Raw genomic sequence first — 23979 nt, 5'->3', positions numbered from 1 at the left:
CGCTGTAGCGCCGATGGTAGTGTGGCATTCGCCATGCGAGAGTAGGACACTGCCAGGCACCCAATTGAAGAAGCCCGCTCATTTGAGCGGGCTTTTTTATTGCCTGAAATTCAGCCATTTCTGCACAGTTTCCCGTGCTATTCCCCCTCTGCTCGCTCCGCACAGGGCAGCTCCATGTTGACTACCCCATCTTCCAGCTGGATATCGATCTTGAAGCCAAGCCGTTTGGCCAGGTTGATCATGCCGCGGTTGCTGGGCATGGTCATGCCCGACAGCTGGCCAATGCCGCGCTCCCTGGCATAACGCACAATCTTCTCCATCATCAGTTTGCCAAGCCCCAACCCTTTCAGGTCGGACCGTACCAGAATGGCAAACTCGGCATCGCTCAGGTCCGGCGTCGAAATGGCGCGAACCACCCCTAAAATCTGATCTTTTAGTTCCCCATCCTGTCCCACGGCGACAAAGGCCATCTCCCGGTCGTAATCGATCTGGGTCATGCGGGCCAGCTCTTCGTGCCCCAGCTCCCCCACATCGGCGAAGAAGCGTTTGTACCTGTCTTCATCCGATACCTTGAGGACAAATTGCTTGTGGGCAGGTTCATCCTCCGGTCGGATGGGGCGCAGCAGCACATGGCTCTGATCCTTGAGCCAGGCCCCCTCTTCCAGCTCGGTGGGATAGGGACGGATAGCCAGCCTGCAGCTGCCTTCTTCATGGGGTTGCAGGGTCAGGCTGGCGTCCAGCACCACCATCTCGGCGCCGCAGGCCTGCAGCGGGTGCAGATCCAGCTGCTGGATCTCGGGGAAGGCGAGCAGCAGCTCCGACAGCTGGCACAGCACCTGGCCGAGGGCATCGATATCGAGTCGTTCCGGACTGGCTTGTTCGCGGATCTTGCGACTCTTGAGCGCCCCTATGATCTGGTAGCGTGCCAGCGCCTGGTTGAGTGGCGGCAGGGCAGCCATCATCTCCTGCGGCTCGGCACCTGATTCCCCGAGCAGGATGACGGGGCCGAACACCGGGTCTTGTTGCAGCCGGATCCGCAGCTCCAGGCCACCGCTGCGCCGTGCCATCCGCTGTACCAGCAGGCCTTCGATGCGGGCACCGGGGTCGTGCTGCCTGACTCGATCCAGAATGGCGTCCGCAGCCTGGGCGACTTCGGCCGAGGTGCGCAGGTTGAGCATGACGCCGTGCACGGCCGACTTGTGGAGTATGTCTGGCGAGCGCAGCTTGACCGCGACCGGATAGCCGATCTGCTCCGCAGTCAGGGTGGCCTCAATGGCATCGGAGACGATCCAGGTCGGCAGGGTGGAGAGCCCAGCTGCCTGCAAAATGGGGTGTGCCAGATGGGTGTCGAGGGTGAGCTGTTTGCGTTCCAGCGCCTGCCGGATCAGCAGTTGGCACTGGTCAACGTTGAGCCTGTCACCTTGCAGCGATGCAGGGGTTTCCATCAGTTGCTTCTGGTTACGGCGATACTCCACCATGTGCATGAAGGCGGTGACCGCGCTCTCCGGGGTGCGGTAGGTGGGGAATCCTGCCTCGCTGAACAGCCTGCGCCCCTCCTGGGCTGAATATTCCCCCGCCCAGTTGGTCAGGATATTGAAGCGTCTGGCCCTGGGATGCTGCTTGACGTAGTCGATCAGGCTGCGGGCCAGTGCGGCACCGCGAGCGGTGAGCGAAGGGGCATGGATGAGCAGGATGGCGTCAGCCTCGTCCCCTTGCAGCAGGTCGTCGAGAGTCTGCTGATAGTCATTGATGTCGGCATCGCTGCCGATGTCGCGGGGTGGCATCGCCAGCTTGCCGCCACGCTCCAGCAACTTGTCGATCGCCATGTTGGCCAAGCCACGGCCGTTGGAGATGATGGCGAGCCGCTCCCCCTTGAGGGTCAGGGAGTGACTCAGGGTCTCGACGGCGGCAAACAGTTCGTGGGTATCCCGTACCCGCAGCATGCCGGCGCGACGGATGGCGGCGTCATAGACGTTGTCGAGCCCGTTGTCCGGTTCATGGCGGCCGCTCTTGAGCACCAGGATGGGCTTGTTGCGCGCGGCGGCACGGGCGGCCGAGAGAAAATGGCGGGCATCCTGCAGCTTGTCCATGTAGAGCAGGATGGCGCGGGTCACGCTGTCGCGGGAGAGCTGATCCAGCAGCTGGCCGAAGTTGATGTCGCAGTGATCGCCAAGGGAGATGAAGGCCGAGAAGCCGAGCTCATGCTGTTTGGCCCAATCCAGAATGGTGGTGCTGACGGCGGCCGACTGGGAGAGAAAGGCGACCTGACCGGGCTTGGCGGCAATCGGTGAGAAGCTGGCATTGATGCCCTGACCCGGCAACAACATCCCCATGCTGTTGGGGCCGAGCAGGCGGATGTCGTATTGCCGGCTCAGTCGCTGTAGTTGTTCGCGCTCAGGTGGGGTGAAATCGGCCGCCAGTATGATGGCGGCACCCGCTCCACGCTTGCCGAGCGCCTCGATGAGGGTCAGTACCCGTTCCCGCCGGGTACAGACGATGGCGAGGTCCGGGGCAAGGGGGAGGCTGTCGATGTCAGGATAGGCCAGCACGCCGGCAATGGCCTTGCTATGCGGGCTGACCGGCAGGATGGGGCCCTTGAACTGGCCGGCGAGCAGGTGCCTTATGACCACGTGACCGGCCTTCTGCGGGTCGGTCGAGGCGCCGATGACGGCGATTGACTGGGGTTTGAAGAGCCGATCCAGGCCGCTTGGTTTCATGGGCACTCCCGTGGGTGGCGGATGGTGCCAGTGTAATATGCATTCAGCGCCGGTTCTGTGACCGGCTGCGGATCACTGCTTGGTGAGGGCGTTGGCGCGGAGGTAAAACCTCAGTTCACCCTGGATCTGGCGTACCGCTGCCAGGTGGTGCTCCTGCAGATAGATGTCCTGTTCCTGATCCAGCAAGGTTGAGGGTACCCCCAGGCTTTGCAGGTACTCGTCGAACAGCAGCGAGCTGTTGATTTCGATCAGATTGGACATCATGGCGGGACTCCCTCTTCCATTCAGGTTGAACGTTCAGTCTAGTCTCTGATCTGCCCTTTGCCGTAGCTACTGTCATATTTGACATCGAGTCGCTCACATATCCGTGCTGCCATGCGCCCGGCGGTAGAGGAGGAGAGGTTATAGTGAGGAAGTGACAAGGGGAGGAGTGCAATGATCAGGAGCTGGCTGTGGTGCGTCATTCTGCTGGCTGGCAGCGTGCAGGCGGCCGAGACTCCCATCAGGGCCTGGAATCTGCTGCTTGATCACCCCAATCCCGCCGTGGCTGGTCTGCTGCGACTCTCGCTCGATCTGACCGTGCCCGAATACGGTCCCTATCGGCTGATTGCCAGCCCGCCGATGGAGCAGGGACGGGCGGTCAAGGAGTTGCAAAGCGGCGAGCTGGTGCAGATCGGGGTGTTTGCCCCCGACGAGGAGCGCGAGCGTACCCTGCTGGCCATCCATGTTCCGCTGGCAAAAGGGTTGCTGGGCTGGCGGGTGTGCCTCATTCGGCAAGGGGACGAGGGGCGGTTCGCCAACATACGATCGCTGGCCGACTGGCAGCAGGCCGGGCTTCGCATCGGCCAGCACAGATCCTGGCCTGATACCCGTCTGCTCAAGGAGAACGGCCTCGACGTGGTGGTTGGCGGTCTCTATGAGGCCCTGTTCAACATGCTGCGCAAACGGCGCTTCGATTGCTTCCTGCGCTCGGTCATCGAGATCGAGGATGAGCTCACACAGCATCCGGATCTGGCCATCGAACCCCACCTGGTGTTTCGCTATCCGCTGGCGCTGCTGTTTTTCGTCTCACCCAGGTATCCGGAACTGGCCAAGCGCATCGAGCTGGGTCTGCAGCGAGCCCGTGAGTCCGGTGACTATGAGCGGATATTCGAGGCGGGTTTTGGCAGCACCATCCGGCGGCTGCAGCTCGATCGGCGGGTGATGCTGGAGCTGAGCAATCCGGATCTGCCGACCGGCAGCCGCGCCATGATGCAGGATCCCTCGCTCATCTATGCACCAGTGTTGCCCGCCTTGTCAGCGCAGTGATCCCTGTCCCCGCGCCGTATCCCAGAAGGCGCGGATCAGCGGCTCCTCCAGCCGCTTCTTGAGCACCGCGATGCCGACATCGAATGGTTTGAGCGCCGGCTTGGGCTCGACGATGCGTACCTTCTCACCCATGGGGCTGTGGTCGATCACCGCCGCCGGCACCAGTCCCACGCCGAAGCCGAGTGCCACCATGGCGACAATCCCCTCGTTGCCCGCCACCTCCGCATAGATGTTGGGGGCGATCCCCTTGTTGCGTAGCCACTGATCGCAGCGTTTGCGGGCCAGCCCCTGCTCCGAGAGGATCAGCGGCAGTTGTTCCCAGTCAGGCTCCCCCTGGCAGAACCACTGGCTCTGCTGCGGTGCGGTGCGAGGGGCGATGAACACCAGCGGCACCTGCTGCAGGCTGGCAAACTCCAGCTTGGACGAGAGGGCATCCGGGCGGGCGGCGATGGCGAGATCGGCCTCGTCGGCCAGGATCTTGTCCACCGCCAGCGCCGGGTCGCCGGTCTCCAGCTTGATCTCCAGCTGGGGATAGCGGCGGCGAAAGCGTTCCAGCACCTCGGGCAGCAGAAAATAGCTGGCGGTGACCGAGCAGAACACCCGCAGTCGGCCCTGTAGCGGTTCGTCGCTGCGCTTGAGCTCCTGCTTGAGCTGGCGCCACTCCTGCAGCAGCTCTCCACCAAACTCGCGCAGCTTCTCGCCCGCCACAGTGAGCCGCACCGAGCGGTTGTCCCGTTCGAACAGCACGCAGCCGGTCTCCTGCTCCAGCCGCTGGATGGCGCGGCTCAGGGTGGAGGGACTGACCGCCATGGCGTCGGCGCTCTTGCCGAAGTGGAGGGAGTCGGCGAGGTGGAGAAACAGTTCGAGATTGCGAAGGTCCATCTTTCAGCTCCTGGCGCTGGATGTCTGCCCGATATCCAGCTGTGGATAGTTAGCCCCGCCATGTGATCATGAAGGGTTAACGTTTCAATTATTGCAACGTACTGTTTCGAATATATCAGTTCAGGCAATAAGTGTCCCGCGCTATAGTGGTTTCGACAACGCCGCCATCCGGCATGGAATCAATCGAACGGAGCAATCACCATGGCTAACTATTTCAACACCTTGAACCTGCGTCAGCAGTTGGCCCAGTTGGGCAAGTGTCGTTTCATGCAGCGCGAAGAGTTCGCGGACGGCTGCAACGTGCTGAAGGGCAAGAAGGTGGTGATTGTGGGCTGTGGTGCCCAGGGTCTGAACCAGGGCCTGAACATGCGCGACTCCGGGCTGGATATCTCCTATGCCCTGCGCAAGGCCGCCATCACCGAGAAGCGTGCCTCCTGGCAGAAGGCCACCGACAACGGCTTCGCGGTTGGCACCTATGAAGAGCTGATCCCGACCGCCGATCTGGTACTGAACCTGACTCCGGACAAGCAACACTCCGACGTCGTCAAAACCGTGATGCCGCTGATGAAGCAGGGCGCCGCACTGGGCTACTCCCACGGCTTCAACGTGGTGGAAGAGGGTCAGCAGATCCGCTCCGACATCACGGTCGTGATGGTGGCGCCCAAGTGCCCGGGTACCGAAGTGCGTGAAGAGTACAAGCGCGGTTTCGGCGTACCGACCCTGATCGCCGTTCACCCGGAGAACGATCCCAAGGGTGAAGGCATGGCCATCGCCAAGGCGTGGGCCTCTGCCACCGGCGGTGACCGTGCGGGCGTGCTGGAATCCTCCTTCGTGGCGGAAGTGAAATCCGACCTGATGGGCGAGCAGACCATCCTCTGCGGCATGCTGCAGGCCGGTTCCCTGCTCTGCTACGACAAGCTGGTTGCCGAGGGCACAGACCCGGCCTACGCCGGCAAGCTGATCCAGTTCGGCTGGGAGACCATTACCGAAGCCCTCAAGCAGGGCGGCATCAGCCTGATGATGGACCGTCTGTCCAACCCGGCCAAGCTGCGCGCCTTTGAGCTCTCCGAGCAGCTCAAGACCCTGATGCGTCCGCTGTTCGAGAAGCACATGGACGACATCATCGCCGGCGAGTTCTCCCGCGGCATGATGGCCGACTGGGCCGAAGACGACGCCAAGCTGTTCGGCTGGCGCGAAGAGACCGGCAAGTCCGCCTTCGAAAACGCCCCGGCCTTTGCAGGCAAGATTGCCGAGCAGGAGTACTTCGACAATGGCGTGGTGATGGTGGCCATGGTCAAGGCGGGTGTCGAGCTGGCGTTCGAGACCATGGTGGCTTCCGGTATCTACGAGGAGTCTGCCTACTACGAATCCCTGCACGAGCTGCCGCTGATCGCCAACACAGTTGCCCGCAAGCGTCTGTACGAGATGAACGTGGTCATCTCCGACACCGCCGAGTACGGTAACTACCTGTTCGCCAACGCCGCCGTGCCCTTGCTGCGCGAGCACTTCATGCCGACCTTGAAAGCGGGCGACCTGGGTGCCAGCAAGGCGGAAGGGCAGAGCGTCGACAACCTGGCACTGCTGGCGGCCAACGAGGCCACTCGCAACCACCCCATCGAAGCGATCGGTCAGGTACTGCGCGGTTACATGAAGGACATGAAACGCATCGCCGTCGGCGGTTAAGCCGGCATCGGGCAGGATGATGAAGGGGCGGGGATGACGATCCCCGTCGCCGGTCGGGCTGGACACCCGACCGGCCCGCCAGAAAACCCGGCCACAAAAAAGCCCCGCTCATCGAGCGGGGCTTTTGCATTCAGAAAGGCCGGCTAAATCAGGCTTTCCACGCTTTCCAGGTGTTGATCAGACCGTTGGTGGAGCAGTCGTGGCTGGTGACAGCCTCGTTGTTGCCCAGCTCAGGCAGGATCTTGTTGGCCAGCTGTTTGCCCAGCTCCACGCCCCACTGGTCGAAGGAGAAGATGTTCCAGATTGCGCCCTGTACGAAAATCTTGTGCTCGTACATGGCGATCAGGGCACCCAGGGTTTTCGGGGTCAGGCTCTTGAACAGGATGGAGTTGGTCGGGCGGTTGCCTTCGAACACCTTGAACGGCACCAGATCCTTGACCTGCTCCAGGGTTTTGCCAGCCGCCAGGAACTCGGCTTCAACCTCTTCCTTGCTCTTGCCGAAGGCCAGCGCCTCGGTCTGGGCGAAGAAGTTGGCCAGCAGTTTCGGGTGGTGGTCACCGATCGGATTGTGGCTGATGGCCGGTGCCAGGAAGTCACAGGGGATCAGCTTGGTGCCCTGATGGATCAGCTGGTAGAAGGCGTGCTGGCCATTGGTACCCGGCTCACCCCAGATAATGGGGCCAGTCTGGTAGTCAACCGGCTTGCCGTTGCGATCCACGTACTTGCCGTTGGACTCCATGTTGCCCTGCTGGAAGTAGGCAGGGAAGCGGTGCATGTACTGATCGTACGGCAGAATGGCTTCGGACTCGGCACCATGGAAGTTGTTGTACCACAGGCCGATCAGCGCCAGCAGCACCGGCACGTTCTGCTCATAGGAGGCAGTGGCAAAGTGCATGTCCATCTCGAAGGCGCCTTGCAGCAGGGCTTCGAAGTTCTCGAAACCGACGGACAGGGCGATGGGCATGCCGATGGCAGACCAGGAGGAGTAGCGGCCGCCAACCCAGTCCCAGAACTCGAACATGTTGTTGGTGTCGATGCCGAACTCGGCCACGGCCTTGCCGTTGGTGGAGAGCGCAGCGAAGTGCTTGGCAACGTGGGCCTTGTCACCGGCGATCTTGATGAACCAGTCGCGGGCGGTCAGGGCGTTGGTCATGGTCTCCTGGGTAGTGAAGGTCTTGGAGGCCACCAGGAACAGGGTGGTTTCCGGATCGATCTTCTTCAGGGTCTCGGCGATGTGGGTGCCATCGACGTTGGAGACGAAGTGCATCTGCAGGTGGTTTTTGTAGGGACGCAGCGCCTCGGTGATCATCACGGGGCCCAGATCGGAGCCACCGATGCCGATGTTGACCACGTGCTGGATCGCCTTGCCGGTGTAGCCTTTCCATTCGCCGCTGATGATCTTCTCGCAGAAGCCTTTCATCTTGGCCAGTACGGCGTTCACTTCCGGCATCACATCCTTGCCGTCACACTCGATGGGGCGGTCGGAGCGGTTGCGCAGGGCCACGTGCAGTACGGAGCGGCCTTCGGTCATGTTGATCTTGTCGCCATTGAACATGGCATCGATCGCGCTGCGAAGATCGGTCTCTTTGGCCAGATCAACCAGCAACTTGAGGGTTTCCTCGGTGATCAGGTTCTTGGAGTAATCGACCAGGATGTCGCCGCCGAAGGTGAGGGAGAATTTGTCGAAACGCTGGGGATCCTGGGCGAACAGATCCTTGAGCCGGGTCTCTTTGTTCGCTGCAAAGTGGGCTTCCAGTGCCTGCCAGGCCTGGGTCTGGGTTGGATTGATGTTTTTCATAGGATTATCAGTCTTCCAAGTTGTGTATGAACCTTGCAGGCAAGGCTCCCGCCAAACCTTATTATTCGAGCACTATACCGGGCCCATTATACCGAGCCCATGGTGCGGCCCGTGTAACAGAGCTTTACCAATTGTCTGCCATCGACCGAGTTTACAACCAAAACGCTGCGATTATGAGTCACTCATGGCTGCCGGATCTTGCGTTTGCGCATACTTGGTCGGGCTTGCCGCCGTTGAAAGGGCTTTCAGGGCGAGGCATGCTGTGGACGGGGTGGCAACCTGGCATGGCAGCCAAAAGAGTATTCGATAGGCGCCTTTTCGCTCATTTCATGCGCAGGCGCAAATTGTCGGTGGCCCAAGATGGCTAGCATGGGTGTCGCATGGACGAGATCTCCCAGGGATGGCTACTGTCTGGAATGAGGAGATCGCTATGAAAGCTGTGTTGTCCCTGTTTGCCCTTAGCCTGATCGCCACCGGCCTCATCGGCCTGTTGACCCTGGTGCTGACCAGTGCAGCCCCTACCTTGCCGCTGCGGGTACTGGCGGTGATCGGTGCCGTGCTGGGGGGATATGTGCTGGTGCAACCGCTGCTCAACCGGGTGGCACGTCGGCTGGTGTAAGCCGACGCCCCGGAATGCTGAAAACAAAGTCCGGCCCATTGTGGCCGGCTTTTTTTATGGCCGTGTTCACCCCTGTCGAGGCCAGAGACGACAATGCCAGCCCGAAGGCTGGCATTGTGGGTGGCTGCAAAACCGCATTTACGCCTGCGGCTTTTGCATGTGCATGACCATCTGCGGGAAGGGGATCTCGATGCCTTCGGCATCGAAGGTGAGCTTCACCTTCTCGTGGAAGTCGAACCAGACTCCCCAGTAGTCGCCGGTCTTGACCCAGGGGCGCACGACTATGTTGACCGAGGAGTCGGCCAGCGCGGCGACGGCGATGGTGGTGGCCGGCTCCTTGAGGATGCGCGGCTCTTCGTTCACCAGCCGCTCCAGGATCTGCTTGGCCTTGCGGAGATCCGAGCCGTAGCCGATGCCGAAGGTCATGTCGACGCGGCGGGTATCCATGCGCGAGTAGTTGACGATAGTGCCGTTGAGGATGGCGGAGTTGGGCACCACCACCATCTTGTTGTCACCTGAGGTGAGGGTGGTGGTGAACAGCTGAACGGATTGCACCACGCCATTGGTGCCTGCCACCTCGATGAACTCGCCTGCCTTGATGGGGCGGAAGATGATCAGCAGGAAGCCGGCGGCGAAGTTGGAGAGCGAGCCCTGCAGCGCCAGACCGATGGCCAGACCGGCGGCACCGATAATGGCGACGAAGGAGGCGGTCTGCACCCCGACCCGGCCCAACGCGGCGATCACCACGAACACCAGGATGGCGTACTTGAGGATGCTGCCGACGAAGTGGGTGACAGTGGTGTCCAGCTTGCGGGACTGCATCACCTTGACCACGGCGCCGCTGATGAGGTTGGCGGCGATGTAGCCGACCAGCAGGGTGAGCAGGGCGGCCGCGATGTTGACGGCATACTCGATCAGCAGGCCTTGGTTGTTGACCAGCCAGGTCTGCGCTTCGGTAATGATTTCGGGTTCCATAGGGTGTCCTGTCAGGCGATAAAAGGTTTATGACGCATGAATCTAACATTGGCATGCGACAGTCCGGGTCGCATCTGGTGCTCACCGCCTCTTTTGTGCCACAAAAAACAAGGGAGGCCAAGGCCTCCCTCTTTACTGCAATCCATCTGGAGCGGCGTGGCCGCGGCTGATTGCGAATGCATTGTCGCCGGGCGTACTGCTCAGCTCTGCAGCAGCTGGCTGCGGATAAACTGCCACTGATCTTCAAAGCCAGCGGTGGGTTTGATTTTGAACTCGGAGCGCACGAACTGGCTGATCCGCCCCTCGGTATAGGCCAGCAGCAGGTTGGCCAGCATGGTTTCGTCGAGCTGGAAGCCCTGGCCTTCGCGCAGCCGTTTTTCCCGCAGCACCTGCTTGATCTGGGTCTCCAGCTTGTCAAACAGGATGCTGATGCGATCCCGCAGCCGGTCGTGCTCGCCCAGCAGGGCGTCGCCGTTGAGGATGCGGGTGATACCGGGATTGCGCTCGGCGAACACCAGCAGCAGCTGCAGTATGTGGTGACAGCGGCTCATGGTGTCCTTCTCTTCGGCCATGATCAGGTTGACCCGTGACAGCAGGGAATCTTCGATAAAGTCGATCAGCCCCTCGAACATCCGCGCCTTGCTGGGAAAATGTCGATAGAGGGCTGCCTCGGAGACCCCCACCTCGGCCGCCAGACGGGCCGTGGTGATGCGCTGGCCTGGGCTGGTCTCCAGCATGTGGGCGAGCGCCTGCAGGATCTGATCGCGCCGACTCTGTTTCTGATTACTGCTTGCCATGGATTCCCCTAAAAAAACAATGGCCTGATTCTGTTATTAGGCACCGCCACTCGGGCTGGTGTGGTCTGTTATTGGCGACCAGAAGAACCAAAACCGCCTTCACCCCGTTCGCTCTGATTGAACTCATCGACCAGTTGGAAGCTGGCCTGAACTACCGGCATGATCACCAGCTGGGCGATGCGCTCGCCGGGCTGCATGGTGAAGCTGTCATTGCCACGGTTCCACACCGAGACCATCAGCTGGCCCTGGTAGTCGGAATCGATGAGGCCGACCAGGTTGCCCAGCACGATGCCGTGCTTATGACCGAGGCCGGAGCGGGGCAGGATGGTGGCGCACAGGCCCGGATCCTGAATGTGGATGGCCAGCCCGGTTGGTACCAGGGTGGTATCACCCGGGGCCAGGGTCAGCGGGGCATCCAGCAGGGCGCGCAGATCCATGCCGGCGGAGCCCGGTGTGGCGTAGGCAGGCAGCGGGTACTCGGTGCCGATGCGGGCATCCAGAATCTTCAGTTCAATTTGTGTTGTCATAAATCGTTTTTAATGGAGTGGAGGTGGTCGATTGACTGGCTCAGTGCCGGTAGTGGTCTGCAATCAGGGCGATGAGATGACGAGCCAGCGTCAGCTTATCGGCCAGTGGCAGGGGTGCTTGACCCCCTTGCCAGAACACGGTCAGGGCGTTGTCATCGGCGTTGAAGCCCTGGCCCGCACGGGATACGTCGTTGGCGGCGATCATGTCCAGCCGCTTACGCTGCAGTTTGTCGAGAGCGTATTGTTCCACATCCACGGTTTCTGCGGCAAATCCGACGGTGAAGGGTTTGTCTGACAAGGCCCCCACGGCGGCGATGATGTCGGGGTTTTTGACCAGGATCAGCTGCATCTGGTCGTTGTCGCCGGTCTTCTTGATCTTCTGCTCGGCCACCTGGGCGGGGCGGTAATCGGCGACGGCGGCGCAGCCGATGAAGAGGTCGCTCTCGCCGACCCGGCTCATGACCGCCTGGTGCATCTGCTCGGCGCTCTCGACGTCGACGCGGGTGACGCCGGCCGGGGTGGCCAGTGCCACCGGGCCGCTCACCAGTGTCACCTCGGCACCCGCTTCACGGGCGGCGCGGGCGATGGCATAGCCCATCTTGCCTGAGCTGTGGTTGCTGATATAGCGCACCGGATCGAGCGCTTCACGGGTCGGCCCGGCAGTCAGCAGCAGCCTGACGCCGGCCAGCAGCGGCTCGGCGGCGAGCTGCTGGCAGCAGCGTTCAACCAGCTCGAGGGGATCCAGCATCCGGCCCGGGCCCACGTCACCGCATGCCTGGCTACCGGAATCCGGCCCCCATAGCAGGATGCCGCGGCTGGCGAGGGTCTTGAGGTTGGCCTGAGTGGCGGCGTTGAGATACATCTGCTGATTCATGGCCGGCGCCAGCGCCACCGGTGCCGGGGTGGCCAGGCAGAGGGTGGTGAGCAGCTCGTCGGCCATGCCGGCGGCCATGCGGGCCATCAGATTGGCGCTGGCGGGGGCGATCAGCACCAGATCGGCCCATTTGGCCAGCTCGATGTGGCCCATGCCCGCCTCGGCGGCCGGGTCCAGCAGACTGTCGGCCACCGGGTGACCGGAGACGGCCTGCAGGGTCAGCGGGGTGATGAACTCCTTGGCGGAGCGGGTCATCACCACCCGTACCTCGGCGCCCTGATCTTTCAGGCGGCGTACCAGCTCGGCACTCTTGTAGGCGGCGATCCCGCCACTGACACCCAACAGGATGCGTTTATCGGCCAATCTCATCTGCTGTTTCTCTTCCGGCTCACTCTGACTGGTCGGCTAAGATACCACAGGCAGCAGTCGACGACAGAGGCTGACATGGGGGTCTTGTGGCCGGGCTCCCGTGATTTCTTTGCTATGTTTTCTCTCAATAGCGCGAAGGAGAGACAAATGAGCATCAAGGAGTGGCCAGAGGATGAACGACCCCGTGAGAAGCTGCTGCGTCACGGCCCGGGCGGCTTGTCCGATGCCGAGCTGCTGGCGATCTTCCTGCGCACCGGGGTCAGTGGCTTGAGTGCGGTCGATCTCTCCCGCAACCTGTTGAATCAGTTCGGATCGCTGCGCAATCTGCTGGGGGCGGACCGGCGTGCCTTCTGCGAGGCGCATGGCCTGGGCCCGGCCAAATATGCCCAGCTGCAGGCGGTGCTGGAGATGGGTAAACGCCATCTGGCGCAGCAGCTGCAACGGGGGGATGCGCTCACCTCGCCCCAGCTGACCCGGGACTATCTGCAGGCCCAGCTGCGGGATCGACCGCGAGAGGTGTTTGCCCTGCTGCTGCTCGACAATCAGCACAGAGTGATTCAATTCGTTGAACTTTTTTACGGCACCCTCGACTCGGCGAGCGTCTGGCCCAGAGAAATCGTGCAGATCGCACTCAAACATAATGCAGCCGCCGTGATTCTGGCGCATAATCACCCGTCCGGCGTCGCCGAGCCCAGTAGGGCCGACCGCCAGATCACGGATCGGATCACGGCCGCCCTGGCCCTGATCGATATCAGAGTGCTGGATCACTTGGTGATCGGTGATGGCATCACGGTTTCTTTCGCCGAGCGCGGTTGGTTATGACTGTGCTCTGGCTCCGTATTAGTTGATCTTTGATCACGGATGCTGTATAAAATGCCGCCTTCTGTTTGCCCCGCAATCGAAGGCCAGCGGGGCAGATATTTGCTCGAGCAATGAAGTAAGATTTGGAGAGACTGACATGTCTAGAGTATGCCAAGTAACCGGCAAGCGCCCGGCAGTTGGTAACAACCGTTCGCACGCTAACAACGCTACCAAGCGTCGTTTCCTGCCGAACCTGCACACTCACCGTTTCTGGGTTGAGAGTGAAAAACGCTTCGTAAGCCTGCGCGTATCCGCAAAAGGCATGCGTATCATCGACAAGCGTGGCGTTGAAGTGGTTCTGGCTGAACTGCGCGCCAGCGGTGTTAAGGTATAAGGAATTAGATCATGGCTAAAGGTATTCGCGAGAAGATTCGCCTGAACTCCAGCGCCGGTACTGGTCACTTCTATACCACTACCAAAAACAAGCGCACCATGCCCGAAAAAATGGAAATCAAAAAGTTTGATCCCGTTGTTCGTCAGCATGTGATCTACAAGGAAGGCAAAATCAAGTAATTGCTTGATGCTGCATTCCCAAAAACCCGGCCTAGTGCCGGGTTTTTTTATGGCTGGAATTCAGTACACTGCCGGTTCGAAGGGAGGCTTGTCATGTTCAAATTGAGCCGCAGAGGCTGGAACAACGTGATCATAGTGGTGGTGCTGATCGTGATCACCCTGTTGCACCGGCTGGAGATCGCCCAGCAGGAAAACAGCGCCAAGCGGGCGCGTCCACTGTTGCCAGAGAGCGCCGTGGTGCTCACCTGGCAGGGGCCGAGCTGGCAGATAGAGCGCATCGGACAGGGCTGGCGCAGCGGGCCGGATCTGGGGCTCAGCAGTGCCCAGCTGGCGGCGCACATCGAGGCCTGGCAGGGCTGGTTGCTGCCGCCCGGCGAAGCCGTGCGCGGCAATCCGGTTACCCTCAAGATCTGGGTCGCTGGCCAGAGCGACCCCATCGAGGTGGGGCTCTATCAGGATGACGGCAAGTTTGCCGCCCTGCTGCCCCCCTCGACCTGGCTCAGCCTGAGCCAGGAGCAGTATCGCAGCCTGCTGCGTCCCGCTCCCTAACCCATTTTTCAGCGTCAGCACGAGGATCCCATGCCTGAATTACCGGAAGTCGAAGTCAGCCGCCAGGGCATATCGCCCTGGCTTACCGGCATCAAGGTCACTAGGGTGGTGGTGCGGGACGGCCGTCTGCGCTGGCCGGTGCCGGGGGAGATCCAGGAGCTGGTGGACCTCACCATCCACCGGGTCGGCCGCCGCGCCAAGTACCTGCTGCTGGAGACCGACTTCGGTACCGCCATCCTCCATCTGGGCATGTCGGGCAGCCTGCGGGTGCTGGACATCGGCACCCCGGCCGAGAAGCACGATCACGTGGATATCGAGCTCGAGAACGGCAAGCTGCTGCGGCTCAACGATCCGCGCCGCTTCGGCGCCCTGCTGTGGACCCGCGAGCCGGCCGAGGCGCATGCGCTGCTGGCCAAGCTGGGGCCTGAGCCGCTCACCGACGCCTTCAACGCCGATTACCTGCGTGAGCGCGCCAAGGGGCGCAGCACCGCCATCAAGACCTTCCTGATGGACAACCAGGTGGTGGTCGGGGTGGGCAACATCTACGCCAACGAGGCGCTCTATGCCGCCGGCATTCACCCCAAGCGGGCGGCGGGCAATATCAGCGCCGAGCGGCTGGGCACCCTGGTAGGGGAGATAAAGCGGGTGCTGGCCGAGGCGATTCGGCAGGGGGGCACCACCCTCAAGGATTTCACCAGTGCGGACGGCAAACCGGGTTATTTCGTGCAGCAGCTGCAGGTGTACGGGCGGGGTGGCCAGCCCTGTTTTCACTGCCACACCCTGCTCAGCGAAATCCGGCTGGGGCAGCGTACGACCGTGTTCTGCTCCCACTGCCAGCGCTGAATTGCGGTTTTTTCGGCCTGAAACGGCCAAGTTGTAAGAGAGTATTTCCAGTCTGTTGAATATTTGCTCGCCCGTCACTACTATCTCGGCCGTTCAGGCGGTTTGAGACAATAAAATGACAGCTAAATCAATAGACTGGGACCATTTGTCCCGGCAGGGGCACTATTGTGCCCAAAAAATGGCGCGCTTCCTCTATCCCGATGACAGCGCCCGCAAGACCTTCAATCGCGCCAAGTTTGTGCTGCGCAGCCTGCTCTATCGGCAACAGCTGAGCCGGGTGTTCGAGCTGTTCCAGGCCGAACCGCTCAAGGCCCTGCCTGCCCACTATCCCGAGCTGCTCGACAAGCCGATGCGACCCTATCGCTTCGCCGGCTCCACCGCGACCGAGCGGGCCGAGATGCTGGAAAACCACTATCGGCTGATGCTGGCTCGCTACCCGGATCTGATCGACCCGCTCTATCTGGGGGATGGCATCGAGCTTGGCCGTTATCCCGAGAGCGGCTGCCGCATCGTGCTGCGCCACGACGGCACCTTCCGCCGCGAGGCTGAGCTGGCCCTCTCCATCGTCGACCCGCAGGGCAAGCGGCTCTACAGCTGCGCCTTCTCGCTGGCCGGCACCCCCAACCAGCTGGCGGTGGTGATCGGTTCGGTACAGGGCCCGGAGCCCTGCATCGAGCAGGCACAGGACAAGGTGCGTGCGCTGACCAAGGAGGGCCACGGTGTGCGGCCCAAGTCGCTGGTGGTGATGCTGGTGATGCAGCTGGCCGAGGCGATGCAGGCCGAGCATATCTCGGCGGTGCGGATGAAGGCCCACATCTATCAGGCCCGGCGCTACAGCAAGAAGAAGAAGGCCTGTCTGCAGGCGGACTATGACGAGCTGTGGCAGGAGTTCGGCGCCACCGATCTGGACGCCAACTTCGTGCGGCTGCAGCCCGCCCAGCGCAAACCGCTGGAGGAGATCGCCTCCAAGAAGCGGGCCATGTACCGGCGCCGCTACGAGTGGCTCGATCAGCTGACCCTGGCAGGCCAGCAGCTGCTGGGCCCGCGTCTGGCGGGCTGAGGCAGCTGCCAACAGCAAACAGGCTACCCTCGGGTAGCCTGTTTCGTTGTTATCTGGTCTGTTTGGCCTTGATGGCGGCCGCCACTATGGGGTCGACGAATTGACGAATGTCGCCGCCGTGCAGGGCGACCTCCTTCACCAGGGTGGAGGAGATGAAGGAGTTCTCCTCGGCCGGGGTGAGGAACACGCTCTCCAGCTCCGGCATCAGGCGGCGGTTCATGTTGGCCAGCTGAAACTCGTATTCGAAGTCGGAGACGGCGCGCAGACCGCGGATCAGCACGTTGGCCTGCTGCTCCTTGGCAAAGTCCACCAGCAGGCCGGAGAAGCCGACCACCTTGACGTTGGGCAGGTGGGCGGTTACCTGGCGGGCCAGCTGAACCCGCTCGTCCAGATCGAACAGCGGCCGCTTGCTCGGGCTGTTGGCCACCCCGACCACCACCTGGTCAAACAGTCTGGCGGCCCGGCCGATGAGGTCGGTGTGGCCGTTGGTGACGGGATCGAAGGTGCCGGGATAGATTACCTTGTTGGTCATGCTGTTGATTCCTGCAACCGGGAAATTTGGTCGCATTATAGGGTCTGTTGGGGGATTGGCGCGACCGCAATGGGGCGAGTTTTGGCGCCCCGATGGTGGCTTTGCCGCGTCAAATCAGCACCGACGGGCGTCTTCGCTTGAGAATAGCGATACATCAGGCAAGAATACCGCATCGCGCATCAAGCCTCCTTGCGTTGGTGACAGGGAGCAAAGGGATTTTTTATGAAACGTATTCTGGTAGTCCGCAATGACAAGATTGGTGACTTCATGCTGGCCTGGCCGAGTTTTGCCATGCTCAAGCGTTCCATGGAGTGTCATGTGACTGCCCTGGTTCCCGCCTACACGGCGCCGCTGGCCCGCCTCTGCCCCTGGATTGACGAGATCATTCTGGATCCGGGTTCGCGGGCCGACAAGGAACAACAACGTGCCTTGCAGGCACGCATCAAGGCGGCCGCCTTCGATGCCTCCATCTGCCTCTTCTCCAACTCCCGCAACGCCATGCTGGTGTGGAAGGCGCACATTCCCTACCGGCTGGCGCCGGCCACCAAGCTGGCCCAGGTGCTCTACAACCAGCGCCTGATCCAGCGCCGCTCCCGCTCCCAGAAGCCGGAGTACGAATACAACCTGGATCTGGTGCGCCGTTTCCTTGCCGACCAGCAGGTGAGCGCGGTGGAGCCGCAGGGCCCCTACCTCAGCTTCGATGCCGAGAGCCTGCAACAGGTGCGCGAGCAGGTTGCCGCCCGCCTGCGGCTCGATGCCGGTCGCCCCTGGCTGATGGTGCATGCCGGCAGCGGCGGCTCGGCCAACAACCTCTCCATCGAGCAGTACGCCCGCCTCATCATCAAGCTCAACCAGGCCTGTCCCGAGCTGCAGTGCATCCTGACTGCAGGGCCGGGGGAGGAGAAGATCGCCGAACAGCTGGCGGCCGAGCTGCTGGCCCACGGCGGCAACGGCTGGATCTACCGCTCCGAGGAGGGGCTGCCCAAGTTCTGCCAGGTGATGGCCAACGCCGCCCTGTTCGTGGCGGGCAGTACCGGGCCGCTGCACATCGCCGCGGCGCTGGATGTGCCCACCATCGGCTTCTTCCCGGCGCACCGCTCGGCGACGCCGCTGCGCTGGCGTCCGCTCAACAGCGAGGGGCGCCACCTGGCGTTCAGCCCGCCGGAAGACAGCGATCACCCGGAAGACATGAGCCAGCTCGATCCCAAGACCATGGCGGCGGCGATCGCCCGCTGGGCACCGCCGTTCTGGCGCAGCGAGCAGTGATAGCGGATAGCGCAAATGCAGACAGGGCCCTTCAAGGGCCCTGTCTCGTATGAGAGGGAGTGCTGCGGCTTACTTGTTCGCCTGATCCGGTGCCTGCGGCTGCTGGCGGATCCAGAGGTCGGCGTACTTCACAAAGGTGGAGTGGGCCGACAGTATGGCCAGCAGGAGCCCCTGCTTGCCGTCGAGGAAGCCGGCCTTGAGCAGGTACATCTTGAGGAAGCAACCCAGCGCGTGCACCAGCCCCTGGCCGAGGGAGCCCTTCTTGCCGCGGGCGGTGCGCTGATCGGCCCAGGCGCGGGCATAGCCGGCGGATTTGACCAGGTAGTGCTCCAGATCCCGATAGGTGAAGTGGAGCAGGTCGCCGTGCAGGTTGACGATCTTCATGTTGGCGCGCACCTCCACCTTCTCGTGCACCAGCACCTCGTTGTAGCTGGTGAGATCCTTGGGATAGAGGCGCAGCACCCGGTCCGGGTACCAGCCGCTGTGGCGGATGAAGCGGCCGAACACCCAGGAGAGGCGCGGGATCGAGTAGATGGTGTCGCTGGCCGGGTTGGCCATGACGGCGGCGATGGCGGCTTTCAGCTCGGGGGTGAGCCGCTCGTCCGCATCCAGCCACAGCACCCAGTCGGATTGCACGTGGGACTGGGCGAGCCGGCGCTGGCGGCCGAAGCCCGGCCACACCGGGTTGACGAAGAAGCGGGCGCCGAATTCGGCGGCGATGGCCGGGGTCTCGTCCTGGCTGCCGGAGTCCATGATGACGATCTCGTCGACCAGTCCGTCGAGGGAGGCGAGGCAGGGGCGCAGGTTTTCGGCTTCATTCTTGACGATAAGGACAGCCGCCAGAGTCGGTTTGTTCACGGATTAAAGGCTCTTGTTGGCGCCCGACTGGCGGGCCATGCTCAAATTGGCGCCCATTCTAGCCTAAAACGGCAGGCGGAGCATGGTTCCGGCGGCGGGATGAGTGTTGGTTTCAAATGAGTTGTTTTTTGGCGCCAGGATGCATGGCAGCGGGATCTTCTGTTATTTCTCGGGCCATTCTTCGGGCATAATCTCGGCCAGCAACGATTAACCGCAGGGCGTGGCCCTGGAGAAGTGCGAGATGAAAATATTGGTGATCGGCCCCTCCTGGGTCGGCGACATGGTGATGTCCCAGAGCCTCTACAAGGCGATCAAGGCCAACCACCCCGACAGCGAGCTGCACGTGATGGCGCCCGCCTGGTGTGGTGCCCTGCTGGAGCGGATGCCGGAGGTGGACAAGGCCATCCCGATGCCGCTCGGTCACGGCGACTTCAAGCTGGGAGCCCGCCGTCGGCTCGGCAAGCAGCTGGCGGCCGAAAAGTACGATCAGGCCATCATCCAGCCCAACTCCATGAAGTCGGCGCTGATCCCCTGGTTTGCCCGCATCCCGGTGCGCACCGGCTGGAAAGGCGAGCATCGCTTCGGCCTGCTCAACGACATGCGCAGCAACAAGTCCGCCTTTCCGCTGATGGTGGAGGCCTACCTGGCACTGGCCTATCCCAAGGCGCAGATGAAGAGCCGGGCCGACATCCCGACCATCCCCCAGCCGGCCCTCAACGTCGATCTCGTCAACCAGGAGAAGGCGCTGGCGCGACTCGGGCTGGATCGCGCCCGCCCGGTGCTGGTGCTCTGCCCGGGGGCCGAGTTCGGCCCGGCCAAGCGCTGGCCGGAGGGCCACTACGCCGTGGTGGCGCAAAAGCACCTCGACGAGGGCTGGCAGGTGTGGATCTTCGGCTCCGGCAAGGACGCGGCGGTGGCCAATACCATCCGCGACCGGATCAATCCGCTGTCGCGCCCCAACTGCCACGTGCTGGCGGGCAAGACCAGCCTGTACGAGGCGATCGACCTGATGGCGCTGGCCGGGCGGGTGATCGCCAACGACTCCGGCCTGATGCACGTCGCCGCCGCTCTCAACCGGCCGCTGATCGGGGTCTATGGCTCCACCTCTCCGCTCTACACCCCACCGCTGGCGGACCGGGTCGAGATCGTCCACACCGACATAGAGTGCCGCCCCTGCTTCAAGCGCACCTGCAAGTTCGGTCACCTCAAGTGCCTGATCGAGCTGATGCCGGAGCAGGTCATCGAGGCCGGCCGCCGGCTGGAGTGCAGCGAGACGCCGGCCCCGCCGCTGGCGCCCGGCGAACCTCCCCGTTTTGTCGCCGAGCCGGGCAAGCGCGGGGAGCCGCACTAGCATGGGCTATCGGCTGCTCTACAACCTGCTGATCCACCTGGGGTTGCCGCTGGCATTGCTGGCGCTCTACAAGCCGAAGAGGGGCAAACCCGGTTTTGGCAAGCGCTGGAGCGAGCACCTGGGGCTAACGCCCGCCACCGGGCAGGAGGCGCCGCTCTGGATCCATGCGGTGAGCGTGGGGGAGACGCTGGCCATCAGCCCCTTTATCCGCGCCCTCAAGGCCGAGCGGCCCTTCTTGCCGATCCTGCTCACCACCACCACCCGCACCGGCGCCGAACAGGCTGCCAGGCTGGGGGATCTGGTGGAGCACCGCTACGCGCCGCTCGATTACCCCTGGGCGGTGGCGGCGTTCCTCAAGGCCATCAAACCGCGCGCGCTCTGGGTGATGGAAACCGAACTGTGGCCAAACTGGCTGGCGGCCTGCGAGGCGCGTCACCTGCCGGTAACCATCATCAATGCCCGCCTCTCGGAGCGATCCTGCCGGCGTTACGCCCGTTTTCAGGGCGCCTTCGATGCTCTCAGCCGGCCGCTGACCCACCTGCTCTGCCAGCACCAGGACGACGCGGACCGCTTTCATCGGCTGGGAGTGGGACGCGAGCGGCTGGCGGTGACCGGCTCCATCAAGTTCGACATCCAGCTCGATGAGCAGGTACAGACCAAAGGTCGTGCCCTGCGCCAGCTGCTGGGGGCGGAGCGGCCGGTCTGGATTGCCGCCAGCACCCATCAGGGAGAGGACGAACAGGTGCTGGCCGCCTTTGATCTGTTGCTCAAACGTCATCCCGCTGCGCTGCTCATTCTGGTGCCGCGCCACCCCGAGCGGTTCGAGCGGGTGGCAGCGCTGTGCGCCCCCTACGGCTGCGTGCGGCGCACGGCGGGCAGTGCGGTGGGCGAGCGCGACAAGGTCTACCTGGGGGATACCATGGGCGAGCTGCCGCTGATGCTGGCGGCGGCCGATGTGGCCTTCGTCGGCGGCAGCCTGGTCAAGGTGGGCGGCCACAACCTGCTGGAGCCTGCTGCGCTCGGCAAACCCTGCCTGAGCGGCCCCGCCTACTTCAACTTCAGCGACATCACCCGCCAGCTGGTGGCTCAGGGTGGCGCGGCCGTGGTGGCCGATGCCGCCGAGCTGGGGGAGCAGGTGAGCGCGCTGCTGGCCGACGAGGGCCGGCGCCGGGAGATGGGCGAGCAGGCTCGCGCCGTGGTGCTGCGCAACCAGGGAGCGCTGGCGCGCACCCTGTCTCACTGCCTCGCCAGCCTGGAGAACGACTGAGTCGGGAGTGGTGGGCATAAAAAAACGGAGCGCTTCGCGCTCCGTTTTGCATTTCAGAGACCGGCTCAGCGCATGATCAGGCCAAGCAGGATCCCCACCACGCCGAAATCGGCATCGCTGAAGGTGGTGTTGGCAAAGCCGAGATCCCCCAGCACCGGCAGCAGGAACACCGGCAGGAAGGTGATCAGCAGGCCATTGGCGAAGGCCCCGAGCATGGCGCCGCGACGGCCGCCGGTGGCATTGCCGAACACCCCGGCCGCCGCGCCGACGAAGAAGTGTGGCACGACGCCCGGAATGATGACGGTGAGCCCCAGCAGGTAGAGCAGCACCATGCCCACCAGCCCGGCGGCAAAGCTCGACAGGAAGCCGATCAACACCGCATTGGGGGCATAGGGGAAGACGATGGGGCAGTCCAGCGCCGGCTTGGCGTTGGGTACCAGCTTGTCGGAGATCCCCTTGAAGGCCGGCACGATTTCGGCGATGACCATCCGTACCCCCTGCAGGATCACGTAGACCCCGGCGGCGAAGGTGATGGACTGCATCAGGGAGAACATGAACCAGTGCTTGCCCTTGGCGACTTCCGATACGTAATCCGCACCGGCAAACAGAGAGGTGATAAGGAAGATGATCCCCATGGTGAAGGAGATGGCCACCGGGGTATCGCGCAGGAACAGCAGGCTCTTGGGCACCTGCACCTCTTCGCTGCTGTGGGCCTTGTTGCCGAACTTGGCGCCGATCCAGCCGGCCAGCACGTAGGAGCAGGTGGAGAAGTGGCCGAGCGCCACGTCGTCTGAGCCGGTGATCTGCTTCATGTAGGGGTGGGCGAGGGCCGGGAACAGCACCATGGTCACGCCGACCACCAGGCTGCCCACCGCGATGAGCGGGATGCCGCTCATGCCGCCGGCGGAGAGGATGGCCGCCACCATCATCGACATGAACAGGGTGTGGTGACCGGTCAGGAAGATGAACTTCCACGGGGTGAGCCGGGCGATCAGGATGTTCACCAGCATGGCGAAGAACATGATCATCGCCATCTCCTTGCCGAACGACTGCTGGGCGATGGAGACGATAGCCTCGTTGTTGGGCACCACCCCCTTGATGCCGAAGGCGTGCTGGAAGATGGTGGCGAAGTCGCCCAGCGAGTTCACCACCAGGGTGGCGCCGGCCCCCAGGATGACGAAGCCCATGATGGTCTTGACCGTGCCCTTGATGCACTCGGTCACCGGTTTCTTCTGGGCGATCAGGCCGATGAGGGCGATCAGGCCAACCAGCACGGCTGGCTCCGACAGCACGTCAAACATCAGAAAATTGAAAAATTCCATGGTCAGCTCCAAGCAGATGGAAGTGGCGGCTCATGGGCCGCCCAGACAGTCGCAAAGGGGTTAGAGTGCGCCCAGCTCGCGCAGGGCGATGGCGAGTTTTTCTTTCATGGCGGCCTTGTCGACCATGTTGTCCAAGGACACCAGCCGGCCGTCGACGCCCATGCTGACCAGCTGTTCGGCGATGTCGCGGGTGGCGACAAAGATCTCGGCGCTCTCGCTGCCGGCGGAAGCGAGATCCCGGTGATCCACCTCGGCCGTCACGGCCAGCTCCTTGAGAATGCTCTTGATGCTCATCTCCATCATCAGGCTGGTGCCCAGGCCGTGTCCGCATACAACCAGAATCTTCATGTGCTCTTCCTCTGTCGGGCGCAGGGCGCCACTCAATAACGCGCCAGGATGCGCAGGATGTCGTCTTTGCTGGTGGCCGCCATGATGGCCGCCACGTCTTCTTCATTCATGAACAGCTCGGCCAGCTGGGCGATGGTCTCCACGTGGGAGTTGCTGTCGCTGGCGGCCAGGGTGACCAGCAGCCGGACCGGGTCGTTGCCCTCGGAGCCGAAGTTGACCCCCTCCTTCAGCACGGTCAGCGCCAGTCCCAGCCGGTTGACGCCGTCTTCCGGGCGGGCGTGAGGCATGGCCAGGCCCGGGCCCAGCACGTAGTAGGGGCCGAGCTCCTCGTGGGAGCGGTAGAGCGCCGCCACATAGGAGGGTTCTATGGTGCCGTTGGCCAGCAGGGGGGCGGTGGACAGCTCGATGGCGTGGCGCCAGTCGCGGGCGCCCGCTTCGATGGAAATGACCTCTTCGGTCAGCAATTGGGTCAGCATGGCAGTGTCCGGGCTGGATAAGATGGCGCCAATCTAGCGATCTTGCCAGCTGATAACTGTGAGCCTGATCGCGAAAGTTAGCGCTACCAGGTAGCGCTAACATCGAATTGTGATAGCGCTATCATTTCTCTCACAGAAGGGATTCATCCTGCCCCTTGTCGGCCTCAAAGGGGGTAAAATCCGG

The 23979-nt window shown here is 62.7% G+C and carries 25 protein-coding genes; 12 read left to right on the top strand and 13 right to left on the bottom strand.

Annotated features, from left to right (window positions below; all coding sequences use genetic code 11):
- Positions 1-137: 137 nt before the first annotated feature.
- Both ACB031_RS22395 and ACB031_RS22390 read right to left on the bottom strand, forming a co-directional pair.
- Positions 138-2717, bottom strand: coding sequence for a GNAT family N-acetyltransferase (locus ACB031_RS22395; RefSeq protein ID WP_371140257.1), 2580 nt, complete (start codon positions 2715-2717; stop codon positions 138-140).
- A 72-nt stretch (positions 2718-2789) separates the two neighbouring features.
- Positions 2790-2981 (bottom strand): hypothetical protein, encoded by a 192-nt coding sequence (locus ACB031_RS22390; protein ID WP_005307455.1) that lies wholly within the window; start codon positions 2979-2981, stop codon positions 2790-2792.
- Between the two features lie 171 nt (positions 2982-3152).
- On the opposite strand from ACB031_RS22390, the gene ACB031_RS22385 reads away from it, so the two are divergent.
- Complete coding sequence (locus ACB031_RS22385) at positions 3153-4025, top strand: substrate-binding periplasmic protein (RefSeq protein ID WP_371140256.1); 873 nt, start codon at positions 3153-3155, stop codon at positions 4023-4025.
- On the opposite strand, the gene ilvY is transcribed toward ACB031_RS22385, so the two are convergent.
- Positions 4014-4907: an HTH-type transcriptional activator IlvY gene (ilvY, locus tag ACB031_RS22380; protein ID WP_371140255.1), complete on the bottom strand. Its 894-nt coding sequence runs from the start codon at positions 4905-4907 to the stop codon at positions 4014-4016. The two genes, ACB031_RS22385 and ilvY, sit on opposite strands and share 12 nt — an antisense overlap.
- A gap of 201 nt (positions 4908-5108) precedes the next feature.
- On the opposite strand from ilvY, the gene ilvC reads away from it, so the two are divergent.
- On the top strand, positions 5109-6590 hold the full coding sequence (ilvC, locus tag ACB031_RS22375; protein WP_019840082.1) for a ketol-acid reductoisomerase: 1482 nt from the start codon (positions 5109-5111) through the stop codon (positions 6588-6590).
- A 148-nt stretch (positions 6591-6738) separates the two neighbouring features.
- On the opposite strand, the gene pgi is transcribed toward ilvC, so the two are convergent.
- The gene (gene pgi / locus ACB031_RS22370) at positions 6739-8388 is read right to left on the bottom strand and encodes a glucose-6-phosphate isomerase (protein ID WP_371140254.1); all 1650 of its coding nucleotides are present in this window, start codon (positions 8386-8388) and stop codon (positions 6739-6741) included.
- A gap of 430 nt (positions 8389-8818) precedes the next feature.
- Here pgi and ACB031_RS22365 point away from each other — a divergent pair, with 430 nt between their 5' ends.
- The gene (locus tag ACB031_RS22365; protein WP_005307469.1) at positions 8819-9007 is read left to right on the top strand and encodes a holin; all 189 of its coding nucleotides are present in this window, start codon (positions 8819-8821) and stop codon (positions 9005-9007) included.
- 138 nt (positions 9008-9145) lie between these two features.
- Here the strand turns inward: ACB031_RS22365 and ACB031_RS22360 are convergent, their stop codons facing one another.
- The 4 genes from ACB031_RS22360 to coaBC form a co-directional block, all read right to left on the bottom strand.
- Complete coding sequence (locus tag ACB031_RS22360; protein WP_005307473.1) at positions 9146-9982, bottom strand: mechanosensitive ion channel domain-containing protein; 837 nt, start codon at positions 9980-9982, stop codon at positions 9146-9148.
- 200 nt (positions 9983-10182) lie between these two features.
- A complete protein-coding gene (gene slmA, locus ACB031_RS22355; protein ID WP_005307475.1) occupies positions 10183-10779 on the bottom strand; it encodes a nucleoid occlusion factor SlmA in 597 nt (198 codons plus the stop codon).
- Between the two features lie 68 nt (positions 10780-10847).
- The gene (dut, locus tag ACB031_RS22350) at positions 10848-11306 is read right to left on the bottom strand and encodes a dUTP diphosphatase (protein ID WP_016349004.1); all 459 of its coding nucleotides are present in this window, start codon (positions 11304-11306) and stop codon (positions 10848-10850) included.
- Positions 11307-11346: 40 nt separating this feature from the next.
- Entirely contained in the window at positions 11347-12549 is a 1203-nt protein-coding gene (gene coaBC / locus ACB031_RS22345; RefSeq protein WP_371140253.1) for a bifunctional phosphopantothenoylcysteine decarboxylase/phosphopantothenate--cysteine ligase CoaBC, read from the bottom strand.
- Positions 12550-12696: 147 nt separating this feature from the next.
- On the opposite strand from coaBC, the gene radC reads away from it, so the two are divergent.
- The 6 genes from radC (at position 12697) to ACB031_RS22315 (ending at position 16375) form a co-directional block, all read left to right on the top strand.
- Positions 12697-13371 (top strand): DNA repair protein RadC, encoded by a 675-nt coding sequence (gene radC, locus ACB031_RS22340; protein ID WP_005307485.1) that lies wholly within the window; start codon positions 12697-12699, stop codon positions 13369-13371.
- A gap of 136 nt (positions 13372-13507) precedes the next feature.
- Entirely contained in the window at positions 13508-13744 is a 237-nt protein-coding gene (gene rpmB / locus ACB031_RS22335; protein ID WP_005307492.1) for a 50S ribosomal protein L28, read from the top strand.
- Positions 13745-13755: 11 nt separating this feature from the next.
- Positions 13756-13923, top strand: a complete 168-nt coding sequence (rpmG, locus tag ACB031_RS22330; protein WP_005307500.1) for a 50S ribosomal protein L33 — start codon at positions 13756-13758, stop codon at positions 13921-13923.
- Positions 13924-14016: 93 nt separating this feature from the next.
- Positions 14017-14472, top strand: a complete 456-nt coding sequence (locus ACB031_RS22325; protein WP_019840084.1) for a hypothetical protein — start codon at positions 14017-14019, stop codon at positions 14470-14472.
- A 30-nt stretch (positions 14473-14502) separates the two neighbouring features.
- A complete protein-coding gene (gene mutM / locus ACB031_RS22320) occupies positions 14503-15315 on the top strand; it encodes a bifunctional DNA-formamidopyrimidine glycosylase/DNA-(apurinic or apyrimidinic site) lyase (protein WP_371140252.1) in 813 nt (270 codons plus the stop codon).
- A gap of 178 nt (positions 15316-15493) precedes the next feature.
- Positions 15494-16375 carry a VirK/YbjX family protein gene (locus tag ACB031_RS22315; protein WP_043171445.1) on the top strand — a complete coding sequence of 294 codons (882 nt, stop codon included), beginning with the start codon at positions 15494-15496 and terminating at the stop codon, positions 16373-16375.
- 49 nt (positions 16376-16424) lie between these two features.
- Here the strand turns inward: ACB031_RS22315 and coaD are convergent, their stop codons facing one another.
- Positions 16425-16907, bottom strand: coding sequence for a pantetheine-phosphate adenylyltransferase (gene coaD / locus ACB031_RS22310; protein ID WP_042007869.1), 483 nt, complete (start codon positions 16905-16907; stop codon positions 16425-16427).
- Between the two features lie 222 nt (positions 16908-17129).
- Between coaD and ACB031_RS22305 the strand changes: the two genes are divergently transcribed.
- A complete protein-coding gene (locus ACB031_RS22305; protein ID WP_005307516.1) occupies positions 17130-18173 on the top strand; it encodes a glycosyltransferase family 9 protein in 1044 nt (347 codons plus the stop codon).
- A 69-nt stretch (positions 18174-18242) separates the two neighbouring features.
- On the opposite strand, the gene ACB031_RS22300 is transcribed toward ACB031_RS22305, so the two are convergent.
- Positions 18243-19031: a glycosyltransferase family 2 protein gene (locus ACB031_RS22300; protein WP_010635521.1), complete on the bottom strand. Its 789-nt coding sequence runs from the start codon at positions 19029-19031 to the stop codon at positions 18243-18245.
- A 241-nt stretch (positions 19032-19272) separates the two neighbouring features.
- Here ACB031_RS22300 and waaF point away from each other — a divergent pair, with 241 nt between their 5' ends.
- Positions 19273-20382, top strand: coding sequence for a lipopolysaccharide heptosyltransferase II (waaF, locus tag ACB031_RS22295; RefSeq protein ID WP_005307522.1), 1110 nt, complete (start codon positions 19273-19275; stop codon positions 20380-20382).
- A 1-nt stretch (position 20383) separates the two neighbouring features.
- Positions 20384-21649 carry a lipid IV(A) 3-deoxy-D-manno-octulosonic acid transferase gene (gene waaA / locus ACB031_RS22290; RefSeq protein WP_043171449.1) on the top strand — a complete coding sequence of 422 codons (1266 nt, stop codon included), beginning with the start codon at positions 20384-20386 and terminating at the stop codon, positions 21647-21649.
- Between the two features lie 65 nt (positions 21650-21714).
- Here waaA and ACB031_RS22285 read toward each other — a convergent pair whose 3' ends face one another.
- Genes ACB031_RS22285 through ACB031_RS22275 form a run of 3 tightly spaced genes read right to left on the bottom strand, consistent with a single transcriptional unit; the run spans position 21715 to position 23795 of the window.
- Positions 21715-22971 carry a PTS ascorbate transporter subunit IIC gene (locus ACB031_RS22285; RefSeq protein ID WP_005307528.1) on the bottom strand — a complete coding sequence of 419 codons (1257 nt, stop codon included), beginning with the start codon at positions 22969-22971 and terminating at the stop codon, positions 21715-21717.
- A gap of 60 nt (positions 22972-23031) precedes the next feature.
- Entirely contained in the window at positions 23032-23319 is a 288-nt protein-coding gene (locus ACB031_RS22280) for a PTS sugar transporter subunit IIB (RefSeq protein ID WP_016349013.1), read from the bottom strand.
- Between the two features lie 32 nt (positions 23320-23351).
- The gene (locus tag ACB031_RS22275) at positions 23352-23795 is read right to left on the bottom strand and encodes a PTS sugar transporter subunit IIA (RefSeq protein WP_371140251.1); all 444 of its coding nucleotides are present in this window, start codon (positions 23793-23795) and stop codon (positions 23352-23354) included.
- Positions 23796-23979: the final 184 nt, after the last annotated feature.

It is taken from the genome of Aeromonas sp. S8(2024), assembly GCF_041403085.1.
Classification (GTDB): Bacteria; Pseudomonadota; Gammaproteobacteria; order Enterobacterales; family Aeromonadaceae; genus Aeromonas; species Aeromonas dhakensis.
The sequence above is the reverse complement of the archived record's forward strand: the minus strand, read 5'-3'. Positions and strand labels throughout refer to the sequence as shown.